The organism is Paraburkholderia sp. PGU19 (assembly GCF_013426915.1).
In the GTDB taxonomy this organism is placed as follows: Bacteria; Pseudomonadota; Gammaproteobacteria; order Burkholderiales; family Burkholderiaceae; genus Paraburkholderia.
Map to the genome: position 1 here is coordinate 1868374 of NZ_AP023179.1, position 20792 is coordinate 1889165.

The 20792-nt window shown below is 62.6% G+C and carries 16 protein-coding genes and 1 pseudogene; 9 read left to right on the top strand and 8 right to left on the bottom strand.

From position 1 onward, the window contains the following. Positions 1 to 103 precede the first annotated feature (103 nt). On the top strand, positions 104 to 1606 hold the full coding sequence (locus H1204_RS08585; protein WP_180730771.1) for an MDR family MFS transporter: 1503 nt from the start codon (positions 104 to 106) through the stop codon (positions 1604 to 1606). Positions 1607 to 1651: 45 nt separating this feature from the next. On the opposite strand, the gene H1204_RS08590 is transcribed toward H1204_RS08585, so the two are convergent. Continuing rightward, complete coding sequence (locus tag H1204_RS08590) at positions 1652 to 2581, bottom strand: LysR family transcriptional regulator (RefSeq protein WP_180730772.1); 930 nt, start codon at positions 2579 to 2581, stop codon at positions 1652 to 1654. Between the two features lie 259 nt (positions 2582 to 2840). Here H1204_RS08590 and ampC point away from each other — a divergent pair, with 259 nt between their 5' ends. Together ampC and H1204_RS08600 are read left to right on the top strand one after the other, a co-directional pair. Further along, positions 2841 to 3962 carry a class C beta-lactamase gene (gene ampC / locus H1204_RS08595; RefSeq protein WP_346015739.1) on the top strand — a complete coding sequence of 374 codons (1122 nt, stop codon included), beginning with the start codon at positions 2841 to 2843 and terminating at the stop codon, positions 3960 to 3962. Positions 3963 to 4081: 119 nt separating this feature from the next. Next, complete coding sequence (locus H1204_RS08600) at positions 4082 to 4363, top strand: cupin domain-containing protein (RefSeq protein WP_243468591.1); 282 nt, start codon at positions 4082 to 4084, stop codon at positions 4361 to 4363. A gap of 24 nt (positions 4364 to 4387) precedes the next feature. Here H1204_RS08600 and H1204_RS08605 read toward each other — a convergent pair whose 3' ends face one another. The 3 genes from H1204_RS08605 to H1204_RS08615 are packed head-to-tail and all read right to left on the bottom strand — an operon-like array spanning position 4388 to position 8249. Continuing rightward, positions 4388 to 5458 (bottom strand): serine hydrolase, encoded by a 1071-nt coding sequence (locus tag H1204_RS08605; RefSeq protein WP_180730775.1) that lies wholly within the window; start codon positions 5456 to 5458, stop codon positions 4388 to 4390. A gap of 45 nt (positions 5459 to 5503) precedes the next feature. After that, positions 5504 to 6817, bottom strand: a complete 1314-nt coding sequence (locus H1204_RS08610; protein ID WP_180730776.1) for an MFS transporter — start codon at positions 6815 to 6817, stop codon at positions 5504 to 5506. A gap of 10 nt (positions 6818 to 6827) precedes the next feature. Beyond that, complete coding sequence (locus tag H1204_RS08615; RefSeq protein WP_180730777.1) at positions 6828 to 8249, bottom strand: M20 family metallopeptidase; 1422 nt, start codon at positions 8247 to 8249, stop codon at positions 6828 to 6830. A 134-nt stretch (positions 8250 to 8383) separates the two neighbouring features. Here H1204_RS08615 and H1204_RS08620 point away from each other — a divergent pair, with 134 nt between their 5' ends. Continuing rightward, positions 8384 to 9289 carry a LysR family transcriptional regulator gene (locus H1204_RS08620; RefSeq protein ID WP_180730778.1) on the top strand — a complete coding sequence of 302 codons (906 nt, stop codon included), beginning with the start codon at positions 8384 to 8386 and terminating at the stop codon, positions 9287 to 9289. 96 nt (positions 9290 to 9385) lie between these two features. Beyond that, a complete protein-coding gene (locus H1204_RS08625; RefSeq protein ID WP_180730779.1) occupies positions 9386 to 10147 on the top strand; it encodes a Fic family protein in 762 nt (253 codons plus the stop codon). A gap of 7 nt (positions 10148 to 10154) precedes the next feature. Here H1204_RS08625 and H1204_RS08630 read toward each other — a convergent pair whose 3' ends face one another. Next, positions 10155 to 11531 carry a gluconate:H+ symporter gene (locus H1204_RS08630; protein ID WP_180730780.1) on the bottom strand — a complete coding sequence of 459 codons (1377 nt, stop codon included), beginning with the start codon at positions 11529 to 11531 and terminating at the stop codon, positions 10155 to 10157. 559 nt (positions 11532 to 12090) lie between these two features. On the opposite strand from H1204_RS08630, the gene H1204_RS08635 reads away from it, so the two are divergent. From H1204_RS08635 to H1204_RS08645, 3 genes and pseudogenes are all read left to right on the top strand, one after another. Further along, the gene (locus H1204_RS08635; RefSeq protein WP_180730781.1) at positions 12091 to 13230 is read left to right on the top strand and encodes a porin; all 1140 of its coding nucleotides are present in this window, start codon (positions 12091 to 12093) and stop codon (positions 13228 to 13230) included. A gap of 291 nt (positions 13231 to 13521) precedes the next feature. Then, positions 13522 to 15597, top strand: a pseudogene (locus H1204_RS08640) (prolyl oligopeptidase family serine peptidase). A gap of 204 nt (positions 15598 to 15801) precedes the next feature. Next, entirely contained in the window at positions 15802 to 16257 is a 456-nt protein-coding gene (locus tag H1204_RS08645) for a lipoprotein (RefSeq protein WP_180730782.1), read from the top strand. Positions 16258 to 16395: 138 nt separating this feature from the next. On the opposite strand, the gene H1204_RS08650 is transcribed toward H1204_RS08645, so the two are convergent. Then, positions 16396 to 17805: a sugar porter family MFS transporter gene (locus H1204_RS08650; protein WP_180730783.1), complete on the bottom strand. Its 1410-nt coding sequence runs from the start codon at positions 17803 to 17805 to the stop codon at positions 16396 to 16398. Between the two features lie 286 nt (positions 17806 to 18091). Here H1204_RS08650 and H1204_RS08655 point away from each other — a divergent pair, with 286 nt between their 5' ends. Then, a complete protein-coding gene (locus H1204_RS08655) occupies positions 18092 to 18295 on the top strand; it encodes a DUF3563 family protein (protein ID WP_180730784.1) in 204 nt (67 codons plus the stop codon). Between the two features lie 86 nt (positions 18296 to 18381). Here H1204_RS08655 and H1204_RS08660 read toward each other — a convergent pair whose 3' ends face one another. Together H1204_RS08660 and H1204_RS08665 are read right to left on the bottom strand one after the other, a co-directional pair. Further along, the gene (locus H1204_RS08660) at positions 18382 to 19632 is read right to left on the bottom strand and encodes a multidrug effflux MFS transporter (protein ID WP_180730785.1); all 1251 of its coding nucleotides are present in this window, start codon (positions 19630 to 19632) and stop codon (positions 18382 to 18384) included. Between the two features lie 136 nt (positions 19633 to 19768). Beyond that, the gene (locus H1204_RS08665; RefSeq protein WP_180730786.1) at positions 19769 to 20779 is read right to left on the bottom strand and encodes an aldo/keto reductase; all 1011 of its coding nucleotides are present in this window, start codon (positions 20777 to 20779) and stop codon (positions 19769 to 19771) included. Positions 20780 to 20792 lie beyond the last annotated feature (13 nt).

Here is a 20792-nt window from a genome sequence, read left to right on the forward strand (position 1 = left end):
AGCGGTAGCATACATTTCTTTGCGCGCATTGAAGGGCTCGCCTGAAGCACCATGTTTCAGCAGGCTTTCGACGTTTTCGCGCCGCACACAACTACATCCCCCCATGTCGACTCATCCTCAGACGAAGCGTCATCTCGTCATCGCGGCGGTGATGGCATCGATGGCGATGGTGGCCATCGAAGCCACCATTGTCTCGACGGCCATGCCGCAGATCGTCACCCAACTAGGCGGCCTGCGTCTTTACAGTTGGGTCTTCTCATCGTTCCTGCTGGCGCAGACGGCGATGACCGTCGTGTTCGGCAAGCTCGCCGACCTGTACGGCCGCAAGCCGACTGTGCTGGTGGGCATCGTGATTTTCCTGATCGGCTCGATCGGCGCGGGCTTCGCGTGGTCGATGCCCGCGATGATCGTGTTCCGGCTGATTCAGGGCATAGGGGCGGGCGCGATCCAGCCGGTCACGCTGACCATCGTCGGCGATCTGTATCCGGCGCGCGAGCGCGGCAAAATTCAGGGCTATCTCGCGAGCGTCTGGGCGATTTCCGCAGTGATCGGCCCGATGGCGGGCGGCCTGCTGATCCGCGATCTGTCGTGGTCGTGGATTTTCTGGATCAACGTGCCGATCGGCATTCTGGCCGCGTTTGGCTTCATCAAATACCTGCACGAAGAGAAGCGTCATCAACGGCCGTCGATCGACATCATGGGCGCCGTGCTGTTCACCATCGCAATCGGTGCGTTGATGATGGCGCTCACGGACGCCGGCTCGGAAAACGATGCCCGCGCATTGTTCGAAGTCGCGCTGTGCGTGGTGTGCGGCGTGCTGTTCGTGTGGCATGAACGGCGCGTGCCGGAGCCGATGATCTCGTTCAAGCTGTGGAGCCATCGTCCCATTGCGGCGTGTAATGCGGCGACCGTGCTGTCGGGCATGGCGCTCATGGGTCTCACCACCTTCCTGCCGATGTACGTACAGGGCGTGCTGCATCAATCGCCCGTCGTCGCAGGTCTCGCGCTGACGATGGTAATGCTGGGCTGGCCGTCGGGCGCGACCTTCACCGCACGGTCGTTTCATCGACTCGGGCTGCGGCGCACGATGGTCGGCGGCAGTTTCTTCCTGCCGCTCGGCGCGATTGCGTTTGCGCTGCTGCAACCGGACGGCTCGCCCGTGCTGGCGGGCGTCGGTTCGCTCGTGATGGGGCTGGGCATGGGGATCGTGAGCGTCAGCTCGCTGATCCTGATCCAGGAGATCGTGCAGCCGCTAGAACGCGGCTCCGCGACGGCATCGAACCTGTTTTCGCGCAACCTGGGCAGCACGCTCGGCGCGGCGATTTTCGGCGCGGTGCTGAACTTCGGGTTGAGCCACTACAAGGGCATGGCGATCACGTCCGACCAGTTGCGCTCGCTGCTCGACGCGACGCCCAACGCTGCGCAAGCGGCGCTGTCGAGCAACGACATGGTGCGCGCAGCGCTGCATCACTCGCTGCATCTGACGTTCCTGTCGATCTTCGTGATCTGCGTGGGCGCGGTGCTGTCGGTGATGATGGTGCCGCACATCAAGCTCGGCGGACAGCCGCGCGAAACATCGGCGGCTGCGCATCTGACGGAGATGTGATTTACATCGGGCGCGCGCGTGTTCCGATAACGTCGACACGCGCGCTCATTGCGCTGAGGCAGGCGTCTTTCTGACGCCCAGTTCACCAGTCGCATCGCCGCTCGCTGCGCCTTCCTCCACTTCCTTCACGATCCATTGACTGAACGCGCGCATCGCGGGCGTCGCTGGCTTTGCCTTTTGCCAGGTGAGCCAATAGCTGCCCGCGTGCACGTCGATATCGAAAGGACGCGCGAGACGTCCCATCGACAGATCGCGTTCGAACATCGAAGCAGGCGCGAGCGCGACGCCCGCGCCTTGCATGGCCGCCTCCACCATCAGCCGCGACGAATCGAACACGGGACCGCGCACGGGACGCGGCGCAAGGCCCGCTGCCGCGAACCAGTTCGCCCAGTCGTCGGCGCGATACGAGCGCAGCAGCTTTTCACCGGCGAGATCGGCGGGCGCCTGAAGCCGTTGCGCGATCTCCGGCGTGCACAGCAGCGAGAGCGGCGCATCGAACAGCTTCTGCGCGCGCGAGCCGGGCCAGGTGCCGTCGCCGAAGCGGATCGCGAAGTCGAGACCTTCGGCGGCCAGATCGACGAGATTGTTGTTGGTCAGCAGACGCAACTCGATGAACGGATGCGCGTCATGAAACGCCTTCAGGCGCGGCATCAGCCAGCCGACCGCGAACGTCCCCACCGCGCCGACCGTCAGCACCTCATGAAAATGCCCGCCTTCGAACTGCCGCAACACGGCCTCGATGCGATCGAACGCGTCGCTGAGCACGGGCCGCAGCGCGAGGCCTTCATCGGTGATCGCGAGGCCGCGCGGCAGGCGCTTGAAGAGCGTCGCGCCGAGGCGCTCTTCGAGCATGCGCACCTGCTGGCTGACGGCCGCCTGCGTGACATTCAGTTCGAGCGCGGCGCGTGTGAAGCTCAGATGCCTGGCCGACGATTCGAAGGCGCGCAGCGCGTTCAGCGGAAGATACGGTCGCATGTTCGAGCCATAAGAAATTCTGGGGCATCGAGCAATTTATCATCGTTTGTCACCAGGGTGCGAAAACGCGATAGTGGCGGCACTTCAGGGAGGAGCAATGGTCACGAGGCGGACATTCACATTCACGTTGATGGGCAGTGGGTTAGCTGGCGTTGCGGCTCATGCGTTTGGCGCGCTGGTTGCAAACATTTGATAGAAAGGAAACGAAGCGATGAAGTTCGGTACGGTAAGTGCGCGCGCTGCGGCCATGCTGTGCGCAATGTGGATGACCTCGGGCGCGAGCCACGCGGCCGATGCGCCGCAAGACAACGTCAAACGCGCGGTCGACGCGGCAATACAACCGCTGATGACGAAAGACAGGATTCCCGGCATGGCCGTCGGCGTGATCGTCGATGGCAGGGCGATGGTGTTCAATTACGGCGTGGCGTCGACGGAAACGGGCAAACCCGTCACCGACGCAACGCTGTTCGAACTCGGCTCGGTCAGCAAAACCTTCACGGCGACGCTGACATCATGGGCGCAGGTCGACAACCAGTTGTCGTTGACCGACAGCGTAGCGAAGTATCTGCCGACGTTGCGCGGCACGCAGTTCGGCAACGTGAGCCTGCTGAATCTCGGCACGCATACGCCGGGCGGCCTGCCATTGCAGGTGCCCGACGACATTCAGAACGACGATCAGATGATCCGCTGGTTCAAGGCCTGGCGTCCCGCCCATGCGCCGGGTACGGTCCGGACCTATGCGAACCCCGGCATTGGCGCGCTGGGCATGATCACGGCGAAGAGCATGGGGCAGGATTTCACACCGCTGATCGAGCGGCGGCTTTTTCCTGCGCTCGGCCTGAAGAACAGCTTCATCGACGTTCCCGCCGACAGAGCGCCTGACTACGCGCAAGGCTATACGAAGACGGGCCAACCGATCCGCATGGCGGGCGGTGTGTTTGCGCCGGAAGCGTACGGCGTCAAATCGACGGCCGCCGACATGCTGCGCTTCATCGAAGCCAACATGAAGCAGGCCAGGCTCGACGCGCAACTGCAACGCGCGATCACCGACACGCATACCGGCTACTTCCAGGCGGGCCCGATGACGCAGGATCTGATCTGGGAGCAATACCCGTATCCCGTTTCGTTGAACGCGCTGATGGAAGGCAACGCGCCCGCGATGGCGCTCGATGCGACACCCGTCACGAAGATCGAGCCGCCGGAAGCGCCGAACGACAACGTGTGGATCAACAAGACGGGCTCGACGAACGGTTTTGGCTCGTACGTGGCGTTCGTGCCGGCGAGACGCATGGGCATCGTGATTCTCGGCAACCGCAATTTCCCGATCCTCGACCGCGTTGCCGCCGCGCACAGGATATTGACGTCACTGGAGCAGCCATGAACCGTTTGCGTTTGATCGCGGCGCTTGTCACGTGCGGTTGTGCTTGTGCGCAGTCCGCACATGCCGCCGATAAAGCACCCGAAGCAAAGGAGACAGTCGTTCTGCAACGAGCGCCCGTCATGCAAACCGATCGCGAGCTGGGCATGGGAATCGCCGAATTTCCGCCGAATGCGTCCAAGCCGCGCCACAAGGCGACGGGGCCGGAACTCTGCTACGTGCTGGAAGGCGACGTCACCGTGCAGATCGACGGCAAGGCGGCGCATGTGTATCGCGCGGGAGAGTCGTTCGCGCTGCCGGCCAATCTCGTGCATGTCACGAAGGCCGGCCCGTCCGGCGCGAAGGTGCTCGCAAGCTGGGTCCATACGCCGGGCAAGCCATTCAACGTCCCGGCGCCGGATTGATCGATACGATGCGGCGCGAAGATGCTATCGCGCGCACACCGTATCGATGGCATTCAGCATCTTGCCGAAGAACGCATCCGCGAACTGCGAGTCGAGCCAGCGCACGATCAACGCGATGCGCCGCTCCGGCTCGATCCACATGAACGAGCTGCCCGCGCCGACGCCGAAGTAACTCGTTTCGGGCACGCCTGGAAACACGCGTCGCCCCGTATTGAGCCACACCAGATAGCCGTAATACGGCGCGAGCGCGCAGGGCGTCTGCATCCGCGCGATCCATTGCGCCGACAGCACGCGGCGTCCGTTGGCGACGCCGCCGTCGAGCAGCATCTGCGCAACCTTCAACTGATCGTTCGCGCTCACCGACAGGCCGCCGCCCCAGTGCGAACCGCCTGGCACCGACTGCACGCGCGTGCCGTCGATGTCGATCCACGCATCGTCATAGCCGACCCATTGCCAGTTCTCGCTTGCACCGACGGGCCGCATGATGGCCTTGCGAAACACCTCGGGCAAGGGCTTGCCGAACAGATGCAGCAGCGCGAGCGACAACTGGTTGATACGCACGTCGTTGTATTCCCAGTACGTGCCGGGCGGCTGCAACGGGCGCAGATCGCCCTTGTTGCCATTGGGCGGATCGCCGAACGTGACGGCGCGATAGTGATCGGCCTGATCGGTCAGGCTGAAGCACTTGCCTTGCCATTCGCTCGTCTGCTGCAACAGCTGCGTCCAGGTGATGGGCGCGTTGTGCGGGTTGTCGAAGCCGATGCCTGGCACACGCACGCGCACGGGTTCGTCGGGATCGGGCAGCAGGCCGCGATCGTGCGCGACGCCCGCCAGCAGCGCCAGATAGGTCTTCGCGATGCTGAACGTCAGGTCGGCGCGATCCGGCTCGCCCCATGTCGCGAGCAGCCGGCCATCGACGGCCACGGCACCCGACACCGGCCCGCGGTCATGAATCGGCCCGAGCAGCCGGTTCCACGGCGGCGGATCGTTCACGTGCACGCCGAACTTGCCGTCGGCGTTGCGATCCCACTGCGATTCGTGGTCGATCGAAAACTGGATAGCCTCGCGGAGTGCCTGCGGCAAATCGTGTTGCATAGGTGCCTGTTCCTTGCTGATGGATTCGATTCAATGTGATCCGCTTCAATGTGCGTTCAGCCGCGCCCGTGCCCAGACCAGCGTCAGCAAGCTCACGACGGCGGCCATCATCAGATAGAGGCCCGGCGCGAGGTTGTTGCCCGTTGCCGCGATCAGCGACGCCACCGCGAGCGGCGTGAAGCCGCCGAAGATCGTCGTGCCGATGTTGTAGCCGAACGCCATGCCCGTGGTGCGCGTGCGGGGCGGGAAAAGCTCGGCCATCAGCGCGGGGATCGGCGCGAAGTAGGTGGCCTTCAGCAGCGCGACCCACGTGACGGCGGCGAGCAGCGTCGGCAGCGACGGGTGCGCGTTCATGAACACGAACGCCGGATAAACCGTCAGGAAAAACAGCACGCCCGCGCCGAGCATGATGCGCGTGCGGCCCACCTTGTCCGACCAGTGTCCGACGATGGGCGTGAGCACCGTGACGATCAGCCCCGCAATCAGCGTCGCGATGAAGCCGGACGAAGGCGCCAGACCGAGTTGCCGCGCCGCGTAGGTCGGCATGTAGAGAATCATGTAGTTGGCCGTCGTGGTCAGCACCAGTGCGCCGATCGACGCCAGCACGCGCGACTTCTGCGTGGCGAGCATTTCGCGTACGGGGGAATGGGCTTTTTCGATGCGCTCGAACTCGGGCGTCTCGTCGATGCGCCGGCGGATGTACAACCCGACGGGACCAATCAACATGCCGAACAGGAACGGAATGCGCCAGCCCCAGCCTTCCAGTTGCGGCTGCGTCAACATGCCCGTCAATACCGCGCCGAACGCCGACGCGAGCAGCGTGCTGGCGCCCTGGCTGGAGAACTGCCAGCTCGACATGAAGCCGCTGCGCTCTGGCGCGTGTTCGATCAGAAACGCCGTCGAACTGCCGAACTCGCCGCCCGCCGAAAAGCCTTGCAACAGCCGCGACACGAAAATACCGATGGGCGCGAGCAATCCGATCGTCGCGTAGGTGGGCATCAGCGCGACCATGCCGGTGCCGACCGTCATCATCGCAATGGATAGCGTCAGCGATGCCTTGCGGCCCTTGCGGTCGCTATACGAGCCGAGCACAAGCGCGCCGACGGGCCGCGCGAGATACGACAGCGCGAAGGTGCCGAGCGTCAGCAGCAGCGAGACGGTCGCGTTGTGCGCCGGAAAGAACAGCTTCGACAGCGTGGTCGCGAAGTAGCCGTATGCAATCAGGTCGTAGAACTCGAGCGCATTGCCGATCGATGTCGCGATGATCAGGCGCGAGACGCTCTTGCCCGACAGCGGCTGCGCAATTGCTTCGTGCGACGAATGACCCGGATGATGCGCGGTGACGGAATCCATGTTCATTGCGACTTCCTTATGCAAGGGTTGTCGAAGCATGCGGTGCGGGATTGGTTGCGTGGGTGTCCTGCGCGCCGAGATCCCAGAAGAGTCCAGCCATGATGCGGAGTCCGTCGCGCACGACGGGGCCAAGCAGATGCTCGTTCGGCGCGTGCTGCGAGCAGCCGGGATACGAGTGCGGCACCCATAGCGTCGGCATGCCGAGCACGTCGGCGAAGACGTCGTTGGGTAAAGTGCCGCCCAGGTTCGGCAGCAGCACGGGTTCGTCGCCCGTCGTCTGACGCAGCGAGCGCAGCGCCCACTGGACCCACGCGTTGTCGGGATCGACGCGTGTCGCGGGTGCGCCGCGCTCCACCTCCAGTTCGACCATGCCGAAGCCGTGCCGGTCCAGATGCTCGCGGACGACGCGTTCCAGCGCCTGCCAGTCCGTGCCGACTACGAAGCGGATCTGCATGTACGCGACGGCCGACGGCGGGATCGCGTTGACGGGCTTCTCCGGGTTCCCCGTGCGAAACGCGAGCACTTCGAGGTTGTTCCAGCCGAACACGCGCTCGGTCGGCGTGAGGCCGGGCTCGCCGTAGTCTGTGTCGACGGTGGGTTCGCCGGGATTGCCGCCCACGGCGATGCCGGCGAGCGCGCGGCGCACGGAGTCGGGAATGGGCGGCGGACGCAGCCCTTCGACGAGAATCTTGCCGTTCGCATCGACCATCGACGCAATCGCATTTGCCAGCACGACGCCCGGATTGCGCAGCAGGCCGCCCCAGTTGCCCGAATGATGGCCGCCGTCGCGCAGCGTCAGTTCGAGCTTGAAATTGACGAGGCCGCGCGAGCCGAGAAAGAGCGTCGGACGATGCGCGGACAGGCGCGGGCCGTCGGAGGCGATCAGCACGTCGGCGGCGAGTTCGTCGCGCAATTGCGTGCACAGTGCGTGCAGACCCGGCGAGCCGACTTCTTCGCCCGTTTCGAACAGCAGCTTCAGGTTGAAGCCGAGCTTGCCGCCGCGCGCGTCGAGTACGGCCTTCAGCGCGGCGAGATTGATGCTGTGCTGGCCTTTGTTGTCGGCGGTGCCGCGGCCGTACCAGCGTTCGCCGTCGACGGTGACGTCCCACGGCGTGAGGCCGTCGCGCCATTGCGCGTCGTAGCCGCGCACGACGTCGCCGTGGCCGTAGCTGAGGACCGTCGGCAGCGCGTCGTCTTCATGGCGATACGCGATCAGGAACGGGCCCGCGCCCTGCGCCGGATTGTCGACGACGCGGCAGGTGAAGCCCCATTGCGTGAGCAGCGGCGTCAGTTCGTCGTCGAGATAGCCGCGCAGGCGCGCGCCGCTGTCGGCCTCCTGGCTTTCCGTGCGATACGCGACGCGGCGCCGCAGATCGTCGAGGAAATGGCCGGAATCGTATTGGCTGGCTGCGTTTTGAATGGCGATGTTACGAGTCAACTGAGCACCTGTTCCTCGCACGCGGTGGTCTGCGCGCATTCGTGGGGTAGTAGTCGAATCGATCGTGCGGTCGCCGATATTTCTGCACAATTACAATATTTGCCACGAATCGTTGCCGAAACGGCAAAGCGGCCATGGACAACACTGCACTGCGTTACTTTCTGGAAGTGGCCCGCAGCGGGTCGCTGAGCAAGGCTTCGGAGCGGCTCTTCGTCGCTGTGTCGGCGTTGAGCCGGCAGATCGGCAAGCTCGAGGAGGAACTGGGCACGCCGTTATTCGAGCGGCGGCCGCGCGGCATGGTGCTGAGCGATGCGGGACGGATGCTGGCCGACTATGCGCGGCGCACCCTGCTCGAAACCGAACGCGTAGTCGGCGAGATTCGCGGGCTGGCCGAGGAGGGCCGCGCGACGATACGCGTCGCCAGTTCCGAAGGCGTCGCGCCGCATTTCCTGCCGCAGGTGTTTGCGCATTTCCTGAAGACGCATCCGTCGACGCATTTCCAGCTCGACGTGTCCGCGCCCTCCGTGGCGACGCAGCGGGTGAGAGAGGGGACGACCGATATCGCTGTGTGTTTCAGCCTCGCGCCGGAGAAGGAGATCAACGTGCACTATTCGCAGCGCGCGCCGATTTTCGCGCTGGTGCGGCGCGGCCATCCGCTTGCCGCGCGCGAGTCGGTGTCGTTGAAGGATCTGACGCCGTGGCCGCTTGCGATGGACAACCAGGGCGTGACGATCCGGCAACTGTTCGATATTTCATGCAGCCTCGAAGGGCTGATCTTCGAGCCGGTGTTCGTCAGCAACTATCACGCCGCGCTGCAGAGCTTCGTGCGGCACACGGATGCCGTCACGCTGACGGGCTATCTGACGGTGCGCAGCCGGCTCGATGTCGATGGACTTGCTGCCGTGCCGATTACGAATGCGGAATTGCATCAGCGGACGCTGCAGGTTCAGACCATGGCGGGCCGCACGCTGCCGCATACGATGCAGGCGTTTCTCGAACTGTTGATGCGGGCGATCGAAGAGCCGGAGGTGGTGGATTGAGCGCTTGCCTACATCGGGCGTGTGACCCAGGTGCGATGCTATGATCTGGCACATGCGCACCGCTGCTCCGACATTCTCTTCGCGCCCAGAAAGCAGATGACACTTCATCCAAACTCAACATTCGAGGCAATCGATAACGACAAGTCGAAGCTCGATGCGGCTCGCCCGTTGCCTAAGCATTCGCTCGCAACGTTGCGCGAGAAGCTGGCGCTTGAGTGGACCTATCACTCCAATGCGATCGAAGGTAATACGCTCACGCTCCGCGAGACCAAGGTGGTGCTGGAAGGAATCACGGTAGGTGGCAAGTCGCTTCGCGAGCATTTCGAAGCAACCAACCATCGCGATGCAATCCTATACGTTGAAGAGCTTGTCGCGAAACAGGAGCCATTGTCCGAATGGCAAATCCGAAACATTCATGCGCTCGTTCTCAAAGGCATCGATGACGGCGAAGCCGGGCGATATCGACAGGAAAACGTGGTAATTGCGGGTGCAAGCACGACACCGCCAGATTTTCTCCATTTGCCGGCGGAAATGGCGTCACTTGTCGAGTGGCATGTTCAGGCGCAAGCGCTTCATCCGATCACGCGTGCAGCCGAATTGCACACGCGTTTCGTCAAGATTCATCCGTTCGTCGACGGCAACGGACGTACGGCTCGTCTGTTACTGAATTTCGAACTGATGAAGGCGGGCTATCCGCCGGCGATCATCCGTAAGGAAGATCGCCTCGCCTACTACGATGCACTCGATGAGGCCTGGGTGAGCGATGACTACAGCGCGATCACGCTACTGGTCGCGCAAGCCGTTCAGCGTTCGCTCGACACCTACCTGCAGGTGCTGGGCTTGCGTAGCGTGCGCTGAGCTTGCGTCAGCTCAACACACCCCACAACACCAGCGTCCCCACCAGCCCAACCACGGACACGATAGTCTGCAAAATCGACCAGACGAACACCGTCTGCTTCAGTTGCAGTCCGAAGTATTCGCGGACCATCCAGAAGCCCGCGTCGTTGACGTGGCAGAAGAACACCGAACCAGCGCCGATGGCGAGCGCCATCAACGAATTGTGCGTCGCCGATAGCCCCACGACGACGGGCGCCACGATGCCCGCCGTCGTCGTGGTCGCAACCGTGGCCGAGCCCGTCGCCTGACGCAGCGCGACGGCGATCAGCCACGCGAGCAACAGCAGCGGCATGTGCGCGCCTACTGCGATCTTGCCGATCGTCGTGCTGATACCCGCGGCGACGAGCGTCTGCTTCAGGCCGCCGCCCGCGCCGATGGTCAGCAGCAGCGCCGCGATGGGCGGCAGGCTCTTGCGCAAGATGCCGCCGACGCGATCGCGCGACATGCCGCGCGACCAGCCGAGCGCAACGATCGCGAAGATCACGGTCAGCCCAAGCGCGATGATCGGCTCACCGAGAAAGTCGAGCGTGTCGAACAGCAGCGTGTCTTTTTCAAGCGCGAGTTTCGCCACCGTGCGCCCGAGCATCAGCACGACGGGCATCAGGATCGTCACCAGCGATATGGCGAAGCCGGGCAGTTCGGTTTGCGTCGACCCGGCGCGAAACAGCTTGCCCATTTCTTCCGGTTCGGCGATCTGCATCCGCTTCGACAGTGCGATGCCATAGAGCGGACCCGCGAGGATCACCGCGGGAATCGCGACGATCAGCCCAAGGCCGAGCGTGATGCCGAGATCGGCATGCAGCGCGCTCACGGCGATCAGCGGACCCGGATGCGGCGGCAATAGCGCATGCAGTGTGGTCATGCCGGCGAGGGCGGGAATGGCGATACGCAGGATCGGCTGCTGCGAGCGGCGCGCCATCACGAAGATGATGGGCACCATCATCACCAGACCCACTTCGAAGAACAGCGGCAAGCCGATGATGATCGCGACGAGCGCCATCAGCCAGGGCAGGCGGCGCGGCGTGGAGTGTTCGAGGATCGTCGACACGAGCCGGTCGGCCGCGCCCGAATCGGCCATCAGCGCGCCCAGCATCGCACCGAGCGCAATGATGATGCCGACGTCGCCGAGCAGCGCACCTGCGCCTTTGCTGAACGAACTCGCGACGACGTCGAGCGGCAGTTGCGCAGTGAAGCCCGCGGCGAACGTGCCGATCAGGATCGACAGGAAGGGCGCGAGCTTGAGCGCGCTGATGAAGACGATGATGAGCGCAAGGCCGAGCGCGCACGAGAGAATGAGGCGTGTGTCGTGGGCGGACCACGGAGTCAGGGCGGCGGTGAGATGCACAGGATGTCTCTTTCGGTTCGGGCGTTGGTGATGTTGTTGGTGGAATCGAAGGTGTGTGCGGGAAGCATGGCGGCTGGCGCAGAGCGACCGATGGTAACAGCGGCTGCTTTCAGATGCCTGCTGGCTGGCAAAGGCGTTAAGTATCGACGCGCGCAATGCCCGGATGCCACGCAAAAATCAATACATGGATTTATCAATTATTTATTGATAGATTTAAGTCTTGTTGAAATTAGGTGATCAGATTCAATTATCTTACCGTTATAAGAATGAGAAAGGTAAATATACAGCGCACAGCTTGCAACGTTTATAGTCGATCCCATAAAATCCGCAGGCCTGTATTCCGAGAACAGCTAGAATTGGGCACTTGGGGCGCATCCGCGAGAGGGATGTGCCCCATTTCATATGGATTCCTGTCCCATCGAAATAACGAATTCCATTACAGGGAAGATTGAGAAAGCATTTAAAGGGTGGTTTAAACGCAACGACAAAGTCTCAAAGCCGATTCAATCAGATATTCTCCGCGCCACGATAGCATTCGTTATCGGAAAATGGAGAAAAGATGAAAAAGCTCGTACTCTCGACCCTCTCGCTCGCATTGTTCGGCACGGCCGGTGCCGCGCACGCTCAAAATTCCGTCACGCTCTACGGCCTGCTCGATACGGGCCTGACGTACTCCAGCAATTCTGGCGGTCATAGCAATATCCAGCAGGCCAGCGGCATCCTGAACGGCAACCGTTGGGGTCTGCGTGGCTCGGAAGATCTCGGCAACGGTCTGAAGGCGATCTTCACTCTGGAAAGCGGCTTCAATCTGTCGACGGGCAACATGGGCCAGAACAGCCGCCTGTTCGGCCGCCAGGCATTCGTCGGCCTCGCGAGCGACCAGTACGGCTCGGTCACACTCGGTCGCCAGTATGACAATCTCGTCGACAACCTGGGCCCACTGTCGCTGAATGGCACCCAATACGGCGGCACGCTCGCCTCGCACCCGTACGACAACGACAACCTGAACAACTCGTTCCGCGTCAGCAACTCGGTCAAGTATCAGAGCGTCGATTACGCGGGCTTCAAGGTCGGCGCGATGTATGGCTTCTCGAACCAGGCCGACGGCTTCTCGGACAACCGTGCATATAGCGTCGGCGCGACGTATACGTTCGGCGGCCTGAAGGTTGCGGCGGCTTACCTGCAACTGAACGGCGCGGGCACGAGCAACGCGAGCGGCGCCGTGAGCAGCGACGCGACCTTCACGGCTTCGCGTCAACGCACGTACGGCGCGGGCGTCAGCTACGCGTTCGGCCCGGCTAACGTCGGCTTCGTGTTCACGCAGACGCAACTCGCGAATGCGACGTCGATCGGCGCAACGGCGTCGGGCACGTCGAGCGGCTTCACGCTGAACGGCAATGGCGCGCACTTCACCAACTTCGAAGTGAACGGCCGTTACGCGCTCACGCCGGCATGGACGCTGTCGGGTGCGTACACGTACACCGATGCAAGCCTGCAAGGTGTCGATCCGAAGTACCACCAGGTCACGCTGCAAACGGATTACGCACTGTCCAAGCGCACCGATGTGTATGCTGAGGCGGCATATCAGCATGTCGGCAGCACGGGCAGCTCGGGCATTACCGCGCATATCGTCGGCGTAAGCGCGTCGTCGTCGGATTCGCAAGTGGTTGGCACCGTGGGTATTCGCCACCGCTTCTAAGCGCTTCGAGACGCACCTTCATTCGTCGCGGGAATCGCAGGGCGTGCTCTGTGGGGCGGGTGCCGCGTATGCCACGAAAGCTTGATTGACGCGCGTCCCGTCTCGGCGGGGCGCGCGTTTGCGCTTTTACGATGCTCGCCGTGACGGCCATGGCACATCGGCAACAAGTCATCAGATTTGATGTTCGTCAACTGAAGCAGAAAAAGACGCACGAGCCGGAAACATTCGCGATTCGACTGGGTCTGTTGTTACGGATTTGATATGTGATCCTTATCAGAATCGTTAAATCTTATGACCCGAACATCAATCTGGCCTGATAGTCCCGATCCTTTTCTTTTTCTGGAAGAGCTCGACAGTCCCGCTGCTCGTGGATGGGTTGATGAGCAGAACGCATGCACGCATGCCGCCTGGTGCAGCGGTCCTCTATAGGACGATCTCCTTGCAAAACTGGAGCGCGCGTTCCCGCCGTCCGAGCGACCCGTCATTCCCGCTCGAATGAAGGATTGGGCGTACGACGTATGGACCGACGCGGACAATCCGAGAGGGCTGTGGCGTCGCACGTCCTGGGAGAGTTGGCGCGATCGCGCGCCTGATTGGCAAACCCTGCTCGATTTCGATGCGTTGGGCAGGGCGGAAGGCACGCCGTGGATGCTCTCTGATCTCGCCATTCTCCATCCCGACGGCGATCGCGCACTGATCCTGTTGTCGCCGGACGGCGGCGATTCAGTCGTCGTACGCGAATTCGATATCGAGCAGCGTCGTTTCGTGCGCGACGGGTTTGTCATCGAACCCGCCGGCAAGCATTCTGTCGAATGGATCGATCGCGATACCGTCTATGTCGGCTGGGATGGCGGTGACGACACGGTGACGCGGTCGGGTTACCCGCGCGAAGTCAGGCGCTGGGTCCGCGGCACCAGGCTTGCCGATTCGCCCGTCGTGTTTTGGGGTGAATTCGACGATGTCAGCGTCGACGGCGCCTATGATCCCATCGAACAACGGCACACCATGTTTCGGGACGTCGGTTTCCACGATGCGCATACCTATCATCTATCGGACGACGGCAACTGGACGCGCTATGACGTGCCCGCGCATGTGGCCGTCGGCGCCTGGAACGGATGGCTGCTGCTTCAGCCACGGCTCGACTGGAAATGTGGCGGCAGCACGCACGCAAACGGCGGCTTGCTGGCGGTGCGCGAACAGGCTTTTCTGGCAGGCAACCGCGATTTCGTCCCGCTGTTTAAGCCCACAGGGACGACATCAGCGTGCGAGTGGACTGCGACGCGCCATTATCTGATCGTGTCGTGGCTCGACGACGTGCAGTGTCGCAACATGGTGTGGCAGCCGCGGCAGATGGCCGATGGCGACTGGTCGTGGCATTCCCGCGTGTTTCCCGTACGGGATGCGTCGCAGGTCAGCCTGACTCCGATCGAGACGACACTCAACGATGAAGCGTATGTCTATGTCGATGATTGCCTGCAACCGCCCGAATACTCGCTGGCCGATCTCGCTGTCGAAGACCTGTCGCAAGGTTCGTCGCTGGAACGATGGCCTGCGCAGTTCGATGCTGCCTCGCTTGCTGTTCGACGCGATCATGCTCTATCGCGGGACGGCACACGGGTGGCGTATACGGTGATGGGTCCCAGCGCGGTGCTCGAAGGCACGGCGCCGATGCCATGCCCGTGCGTGTTGACGGGTTATGGCGGTTTCGCCGTGCCGCTCGTGCCCGGCTACGATCCTGGGCTGGGTGTCGGCTGGCTCGAACGAAATGGCGTGACCGTCATCGCGCACATTCGCGGCGGCGGAGAATTCGGTGCGGACTGGCACACGTCCGCGCAGCGCGAGCATCGGCAACGCGCGTTCGACGATTTCATTGCCGTGGCCGAGAAGTTGATCGCCGATGGCATGACAACGCCCGCGCGGCTCGGCATTCAGGGCGGCAGCAACGGCGGACTGCTGGTGGCCGCGTGCATGGTGCAGCGCCCGGCGCTGTTCGGCGCCGTCGTGTGCCAGGTGCCGCTGCTCGACATGGAGCGCTATCATTTGCTGCATGCCGGTGCCTCCTGGCTCGAGGAATTCGGCGATCCGGACGATCCGGATCATGCATTGGCGCTCGCGGCCTATTCGCCGTATCACTGTGTGATTGGCGACGCTACGTATCCGCCTGTGCTGTTCGTGACATCGACGAGTGACGACCGTGTTCATCCGGGGCATGCGCGAAAAATGGTTGCGCGAATGCAGGCTCAAGGGCATCCGGATGTGTGGCTTCTCGAGAAAGCGGGCGGCGGCCATGGTAGCGTGGACGGTCTGGATGCAGCGCAATCGCAAGCTGTCGAATATAACTTCCTGTGGGGCAACTTGCGGCAATGAAGGGGCTCAATGGGCGACGGATTCTTAAACCGGTTTGGCGACATCCAGACGGGAGGCAACCGGAGGGAAGGGCGCGACGGTCGCCGCCGGTATCCACGCAACGTGAGCCGCCCGTGACAGCGGTTCCGTCGATAGAGCGGATCTGTGTACGCATCTGTCGCACAGCTATAATCGCGCTCGACCGTTGCAAAGGAAGCCCCGCTCGTGAAAAAAATCCATGTCGTTGCGCTCGCCGCGCTCGTGCTCGCAGGATGCTCGTCTGCCGAAAAGGAGGCGCGCCAGGCCCAGGAATACTCGCACAACGAAACCAGCCTTGCCGCTGCGCAGCGCAATGCGGCCGTCAACTGCGACGGCGCGCAGTGCGACGCCGCGTGGGTGGCGACGAAGCGCTATGTCGAGCAGCATTCCGATACCTCCGTCACGCGCGCGGACGCCGTGGCGATCGAAACCGATGTGCCTTACAGTTCCGGCAAGGTGTCGTTCTCGGCGACGCGTGTCGCGAAACCGGGCGGCGCGACGCTCACGCTGTTTGCGCAGTGTCGCGGCATGTATGGGCCGGACAACGCGAAGGGCTCTGATTACGACGACTGCGCAAGCAAGATCCTGAAAACGCAGAATGGGTATGTCGCGTTTGTCAGGAAGCAGGTGTCGGGGCAGTAAGTCGCGCTGATTCGGCGGCGCGCGCAGGCCGGTTGCCTCGAATATCGGGGTTGCGGCTCTCGATGTTCGTGGTCTGTTCAGCCGAGGTCGTTTGAGATCTCTTGCGCGGCGCAGGGGTAAGCCGGCGGCGCGTCGAGGTTACTTGTCAGCCTTGCCCAGATCACGCAGACGCTTGCCGGCCATCAGGTCGTTACCCAGCTTCTCGAGCGAGACACCGCGAGTCTCGGGTACATAAAAGAACACCACGATCGCGAAGATCACATTGAGAATGGCATACAGCACGAAGGTGTTCGCCTCGCCAACCGTCGACAACAGGCTGAGGAACGTGGCCGCGACGGCCATGTTGGCCACCCAGTTGACCAGGGTTGAGACAGCGATGCCGAAGTCCCGTCCCTGCTGGGGTTGAATCTCCGAGCAGAGAATCCACACGAGAGGACCCGCGGACATGGCGAAGCCTGCGATGAAGAGCAGCAGCGCCGCAACAGCCAGAATCTGTGCCGTGAGACCCGCCACACCGGCATGCAGCAGAAGCCCGAGAGAGCACATTCCGAATGCCATGACCGCGCATCCCGCGTAGAGAATCGGCTTGCGGCCCCAACGATCGACGAAGGCGATTGCGCCAAACGTTGCCACGACGTTGACAAGGCCGACGATGACGGTAGCCCACAGTTGCTGCTCATGGGTGCCGAAGCCTGCCAGCTCGAAAATGCGCGGCGCGTAGTACATCACGACGTTGATGCCCGTGAGCTGCTGGAAGACCTGCAGCACGATGCCGAGCAGCACCGAACGACGAAAGTTCGGGTTCTTGCGCAGCAGGCTCCATCCCCGCTGGGGTCGCGTGTTGTCCTCGGTGACCTGTTCGAGTTCCGCTTGAACGTCAGCCGGATTGCCGTGGAGGCGCTCAAGGACGGTGCGAGCTTCCGCTGCGCGGTTGCGCTGAAGCAGCCAGCGCGGACTGTCGGGGAGGGCGAGGACGCCCGCCAGGAAGATCGCGGCGGGGATCGCGATAACGCCCAGCATCCAGCGCCAGTCGGCCACGTAGGAAAGCCCGATGTTCGACAGGAAGGCCGCGAGAATCCCGACTGTAATCATCAGTTGATAGGTGGAGATCATGGCCCCGCGCACCTGTCTCGGCGCCACCTCCGAAAGATAGAGCGGCGCCGTGAAGGACGCCATGCCGACGGCAAGGCCCAGCAGCAGGCGCGCGCCGATCAAATCTACCGGACTGCCCGCGAAGCCCGACCATAGCGAGCCCACGATGAACAGTACCGCCGCCAGCGCAAGCGCGTAGCGGCGTCCGAGGCGCCACGACAGCCAGCCCGCACCCAGTGCGCCGATTGCCGCGCCGACCATCATCGAACTGACGATCCATTCCTGCGAGCGGTCGTTCAGAACGAAATGCTTCGCGACAAAGGGCAGGGCGCCTGAAATCACGCCGATGTCGAGACCGAACAGCAGGCCGGCCAGCGCTGCCATGAGGCAGACGAAGAGGCCATAGCGTCTGGATCTCGAACGGGTGGGGGCGATGCTGTCAGCGAGCGTGCTCATTTGATGTGTCTCCAGGGGGCTTCTCATACCAGTCATGGTCATGGTCGGGCGCTTTCGCATCAATCGCCCATCTGCGTCCATGATCGAATATGAGAATTAGCGCTGGATGAGGGCACGGAATCCTTTCCGTCCCGCGCAATGCTCATTCAAAGCTAATTCACGGGACTTAATCTGCTTCACATCAGCGGTGCATGTGAAGCGGGTTCACCAAACCTATGTCATGTGCGCTGTGTCGGTGGTGACGCAATTTAGCGAACGCCGCCTTTTACACGACAAGGAGCACATCATGTTTGCACGCCTTTCCCACCTCCTCGGAAAAATGGTTTCCGGCCACGACGTTTCTTCGCACAGCGACTATCTCGCGTCGTCGAGCGATCTGGCTGATCTCGAACGCCGCATGCGGCAGGTCGACGAGGAAGAGCACGCGTACCGCATGCCGTTTTGCGGATCGGTATCTCGCGATCAGAATTCGTTTGTCTCGAAGCATTGAGCCGTTTGAAGTATGGCGGCTAGTTCGGCAGACAGGCAGATCGAATCGTCACCGCGAGTTAATCGCTATGTCCAACCCGCTGCGCGTCAGGCAATGGTGTTCGCACATGTTTGCCTGACGCTTTCGCGCGGCACGAGAAGGCGCGTCGAGAGCCAGCAACCGATACCCATCAACGCAATGACGTACGCCATTGGGCGCGGCGTGCCGTCCGCGAAGAAACCGATCAGCGCCGAGCCCGCAATACCGGCGCCATACTGTATCGAGCCGATCAGTGCGGAGACGGCGCCTGCGCGCTCGGGGCAAGCGCCAAGCGCACCCGCGATCGCATTGGCGTTGATGAACCCGTTGGTCGAGACGAAAAGGAACAGCGGCAGCACGAGGCCGATCAGGCCGCCCCATCCCGATCCCGCATCGAACGCGAGGAGGGCACCCATGAGCCCCGCTACGATTGCGCCAAAACGCATCAGACGATCGCCGCCGAAACGCAGGACAAGCCGGGCGTTGACCTGGTTGGTGATCATGATGCCGACGATTCCCGCAGCGAACAGCACGCCGTAGTGCTGCGGCGACACGTGGTGGTAGGTGATGTACGCGAACGGCGTACCCGCAACATAAGCAAAGATGCCGCCGTAGAAAAATCCTACGCTTACGGAATATCCGAGCACGCTTCGATTGCGCAGCAGGCTGGCATAACCGGCAAGTGAGTTCCCGAGTGGGGCGCGATTGCGGCGCTCCCCGGGCAGGGTCTCAGGGAGGCAGTAAAGCCCTGCGAGCGTCGCGATGCCGACGGCGACGAGTACCCAGAAGATCGCCCGCCACGACGCAACGTGGAGGATCAGGCCGCCGACGCTCGGTCCGATCAAAGGCGCAACGGCCATGACGGTCATCAGGGTCGACATCATTTGCGCGGCGCGTACACCGCTGTACAGATCGCGCACCATGGCGCGGGAAATGACCACGCTTGCGCATGCGCCGACTGCTTGCAGCACGCGCCAGCCAATGAGGGTGTTTGCGTCCTGCGATATCGCGCAGCCAGCGGAGCCGAAGATAAAAAGAACAAGGCCGATCGCCACAGGTAACCGCCGGCCGTGACGATCGCTGACCGGTCCCCACAACAACTGGCCCAGGCTGAAGCCAATGAGATATCCCGAGATCGTCAGTTGCAGTGTGCCGGGGTCGGCGTGGAGCGCATCGGCCATGGCGGGCAACGCGGGAAGGTACAGATCCGTCGAGATCGACGCGAAAGCCATCAACGTACTGAGGATCAGCAGCGTCCGCACGCGATGATGTTGCGCATCATGCTTCGCGGCGGCGGTCGATTGATGGTCTGTTGGCATGATCGAAAGCGGTGGCGATACTTGGCAATAGTATGTGCTACGTCAGAAGCGTGAGGTGCTAATCGCGTCCGTAGTAAGTAAGCGGCGCGATGCTAAAGGCGTAATCGAGTGCCTCGGCAAGCGCTTCTGACGGGCCTCACACCTGGAGCGCCCGGCGACCTTCGACCGGGTAACCGGGGTCCGTGTAACCCGGTGTCGATGCATGTCCAGGCGGCACCAGGCTATCGACGAACTTTTCGTCGTCGGGTCCGAGTTGCACTTTCAGCGCTTCGATATAGCTGTCCCAATGCGCTTCCGTACGCGGACCCGCAATCGCCGCACTGACGAGCCGATTCTTGAGTACCCACGCCAGCGCGAACGCGATCGACGTCGTGCCGCGCGCGGCGGCGTGCGCCGCTACCTCTTGCGCAATCGCCAGCGACTCCGGCCGCCATTCCGTCTGCTGGATGCGCTTGTCGCCGCGGCCTGCCCGCGTGTCTGAGGGCGGGGGAGCATCCACCGCATACTTGCCCGTCAGCACGCCACGGGCAAGTGGGCTATAGGAGACGCTGCCCACGCCGTAGTGCGCGGCCGCTGGCAACTGTTCAACCTCGGCAGTACGGTCCACCATGTTGTACAGCGGCTGGCTCGCAACCGGCCGGTCGATGCCGAGCTGATCCGCGAGCCGCACGATCTCGGCGATGCGCCAGCCCCGGAAGTTCGACACGCCGAAATAGCGCACCTTGCCCTGACGGATCAGATCGCCAATCGCACGCACGCCTTCTTCGAGCGGTGCATCGAGCAATGCGCGATGAAAGTACAGGATGTCGATGTAGTCGCTGCCCAGGCGCTTGAGGCTCGCTTCGACCGATTGCATGATCCACTTGCGCGACTGTCCCTGTTCGTTCGGACCTTGCGTGGCCGGATAGCCGAACTTCGTCGCGACCACCCAACTATTGCGACGCTCGGCGATCGCACGGCCGACGATTTCTTCCGAACGGCCTGCGTGATAGACGTCAGCCGTATCGATGAAATTGATGCCCTGATCGAATGCCTTGTCGATGATGCGTTTCGAAGTCGCTTCGTCGGTTTCGCCGCCGAACATCATCGCGCCCAGGCACAAGGGCGAAACCTTGAGGGCGCTGCGGCCCAGATATCCGTATTCCATGTCGTGTTCTTTC

Excerpts from the sequence above, each read along its gene's own strand:
- H1204_RS08585 (WP_180730771.1), top strand. The coding sequence starts at position 104 with ATGTCGACTCATCCTCAGACGAAGCGTCATCTCGTCATCGCGGCGGTG.
- H1204_RS08590 (WP_180730772.1), bottom strand. The coding sequence starts at position 2,581 with ATGCGACCGTATCTTCCGCTGAACGCGCTGCGCGCCTTCGAATCGTCG.
- ampC (WP_346015739.1), top strand. The coding sequence starts at position 2,841 with ATGTGGATGACCTCGGGCGCGAGCCACGCGGCCGATGCGCCGCAAGAC.
- H1204_RS08600 (WP_243468591.1), top strand. The coding sequence starts at position 4,082 with ATGCAAACCGATCGCGAGCTGGGCATGGGAATCGCCGAATTTCCGCCG.
- H1204_RS08605 (WP_180730775.1), bottom strand. The coding sequence starts at position 5,458 with ATGCAACACGATTTGCCGCAGGCACTCCGCGAGGCTATCCAGTTTTCG.
- H1204_RS08610 (WP_180730776.1), bottom strand. The coding sequence starts at position 6,817 with ATGAACATGGATTCCGTCACCGCGCATCATCCGGGTCATTCGTCGCAC.
- H1204_RS08620 (WP_180730778.1), top strand. The coding sequence starts at position 8,384 with ATGGACAACACTGCACTGCGTTACTTTCTGGAAGTGGCCCGCAGCGGG.
- H1204_RS08625 (WP_180730779.1), top strand. The coding sequence starts at position 9,386 with ATGACACTTCATCCAAACTCAACATTCGAGGCAATCGATAACGACAAG.
- H1204_RS08635 (WP_180730781.1), top strand. The coding sequence starts at position 12,091 with ATGAAAAAGCTCGTACTCTCGACCCTCTCGCTCGCATTGTTCGGCACG.
- H1204_RS08650 (WP_180730783.1), bottom strand. The coding sequence starts at position 17,805 with ATGAGCACGCTCGCTGACAGCATCGCCCCCACCCGTTCGAGATCCAGA.
- H1204_RS08655 (WP_180730784.1), top strand. The coding sequence starts at position 18,092 with ATGTTTGCACGCCTTTCCCACCTCCTCGGAAAAATGGTTTCCGGCCAC.
- H1204_RS08660 (WP_180730785.1), bottom strand. The coding sequence starts at position 19,632 with ATGCCAACAGACCATCAATCGACCGCCGCCGCGAAGCATGATGCGCAA.
- H1204_RS08665 (WP_180730786.1), bottom strand. The coding sequence starts at position 20,779 with ATGGAATACGGATATCTGGGCCGCAGCGCCCTCAAGGTTTCGCCCTTG.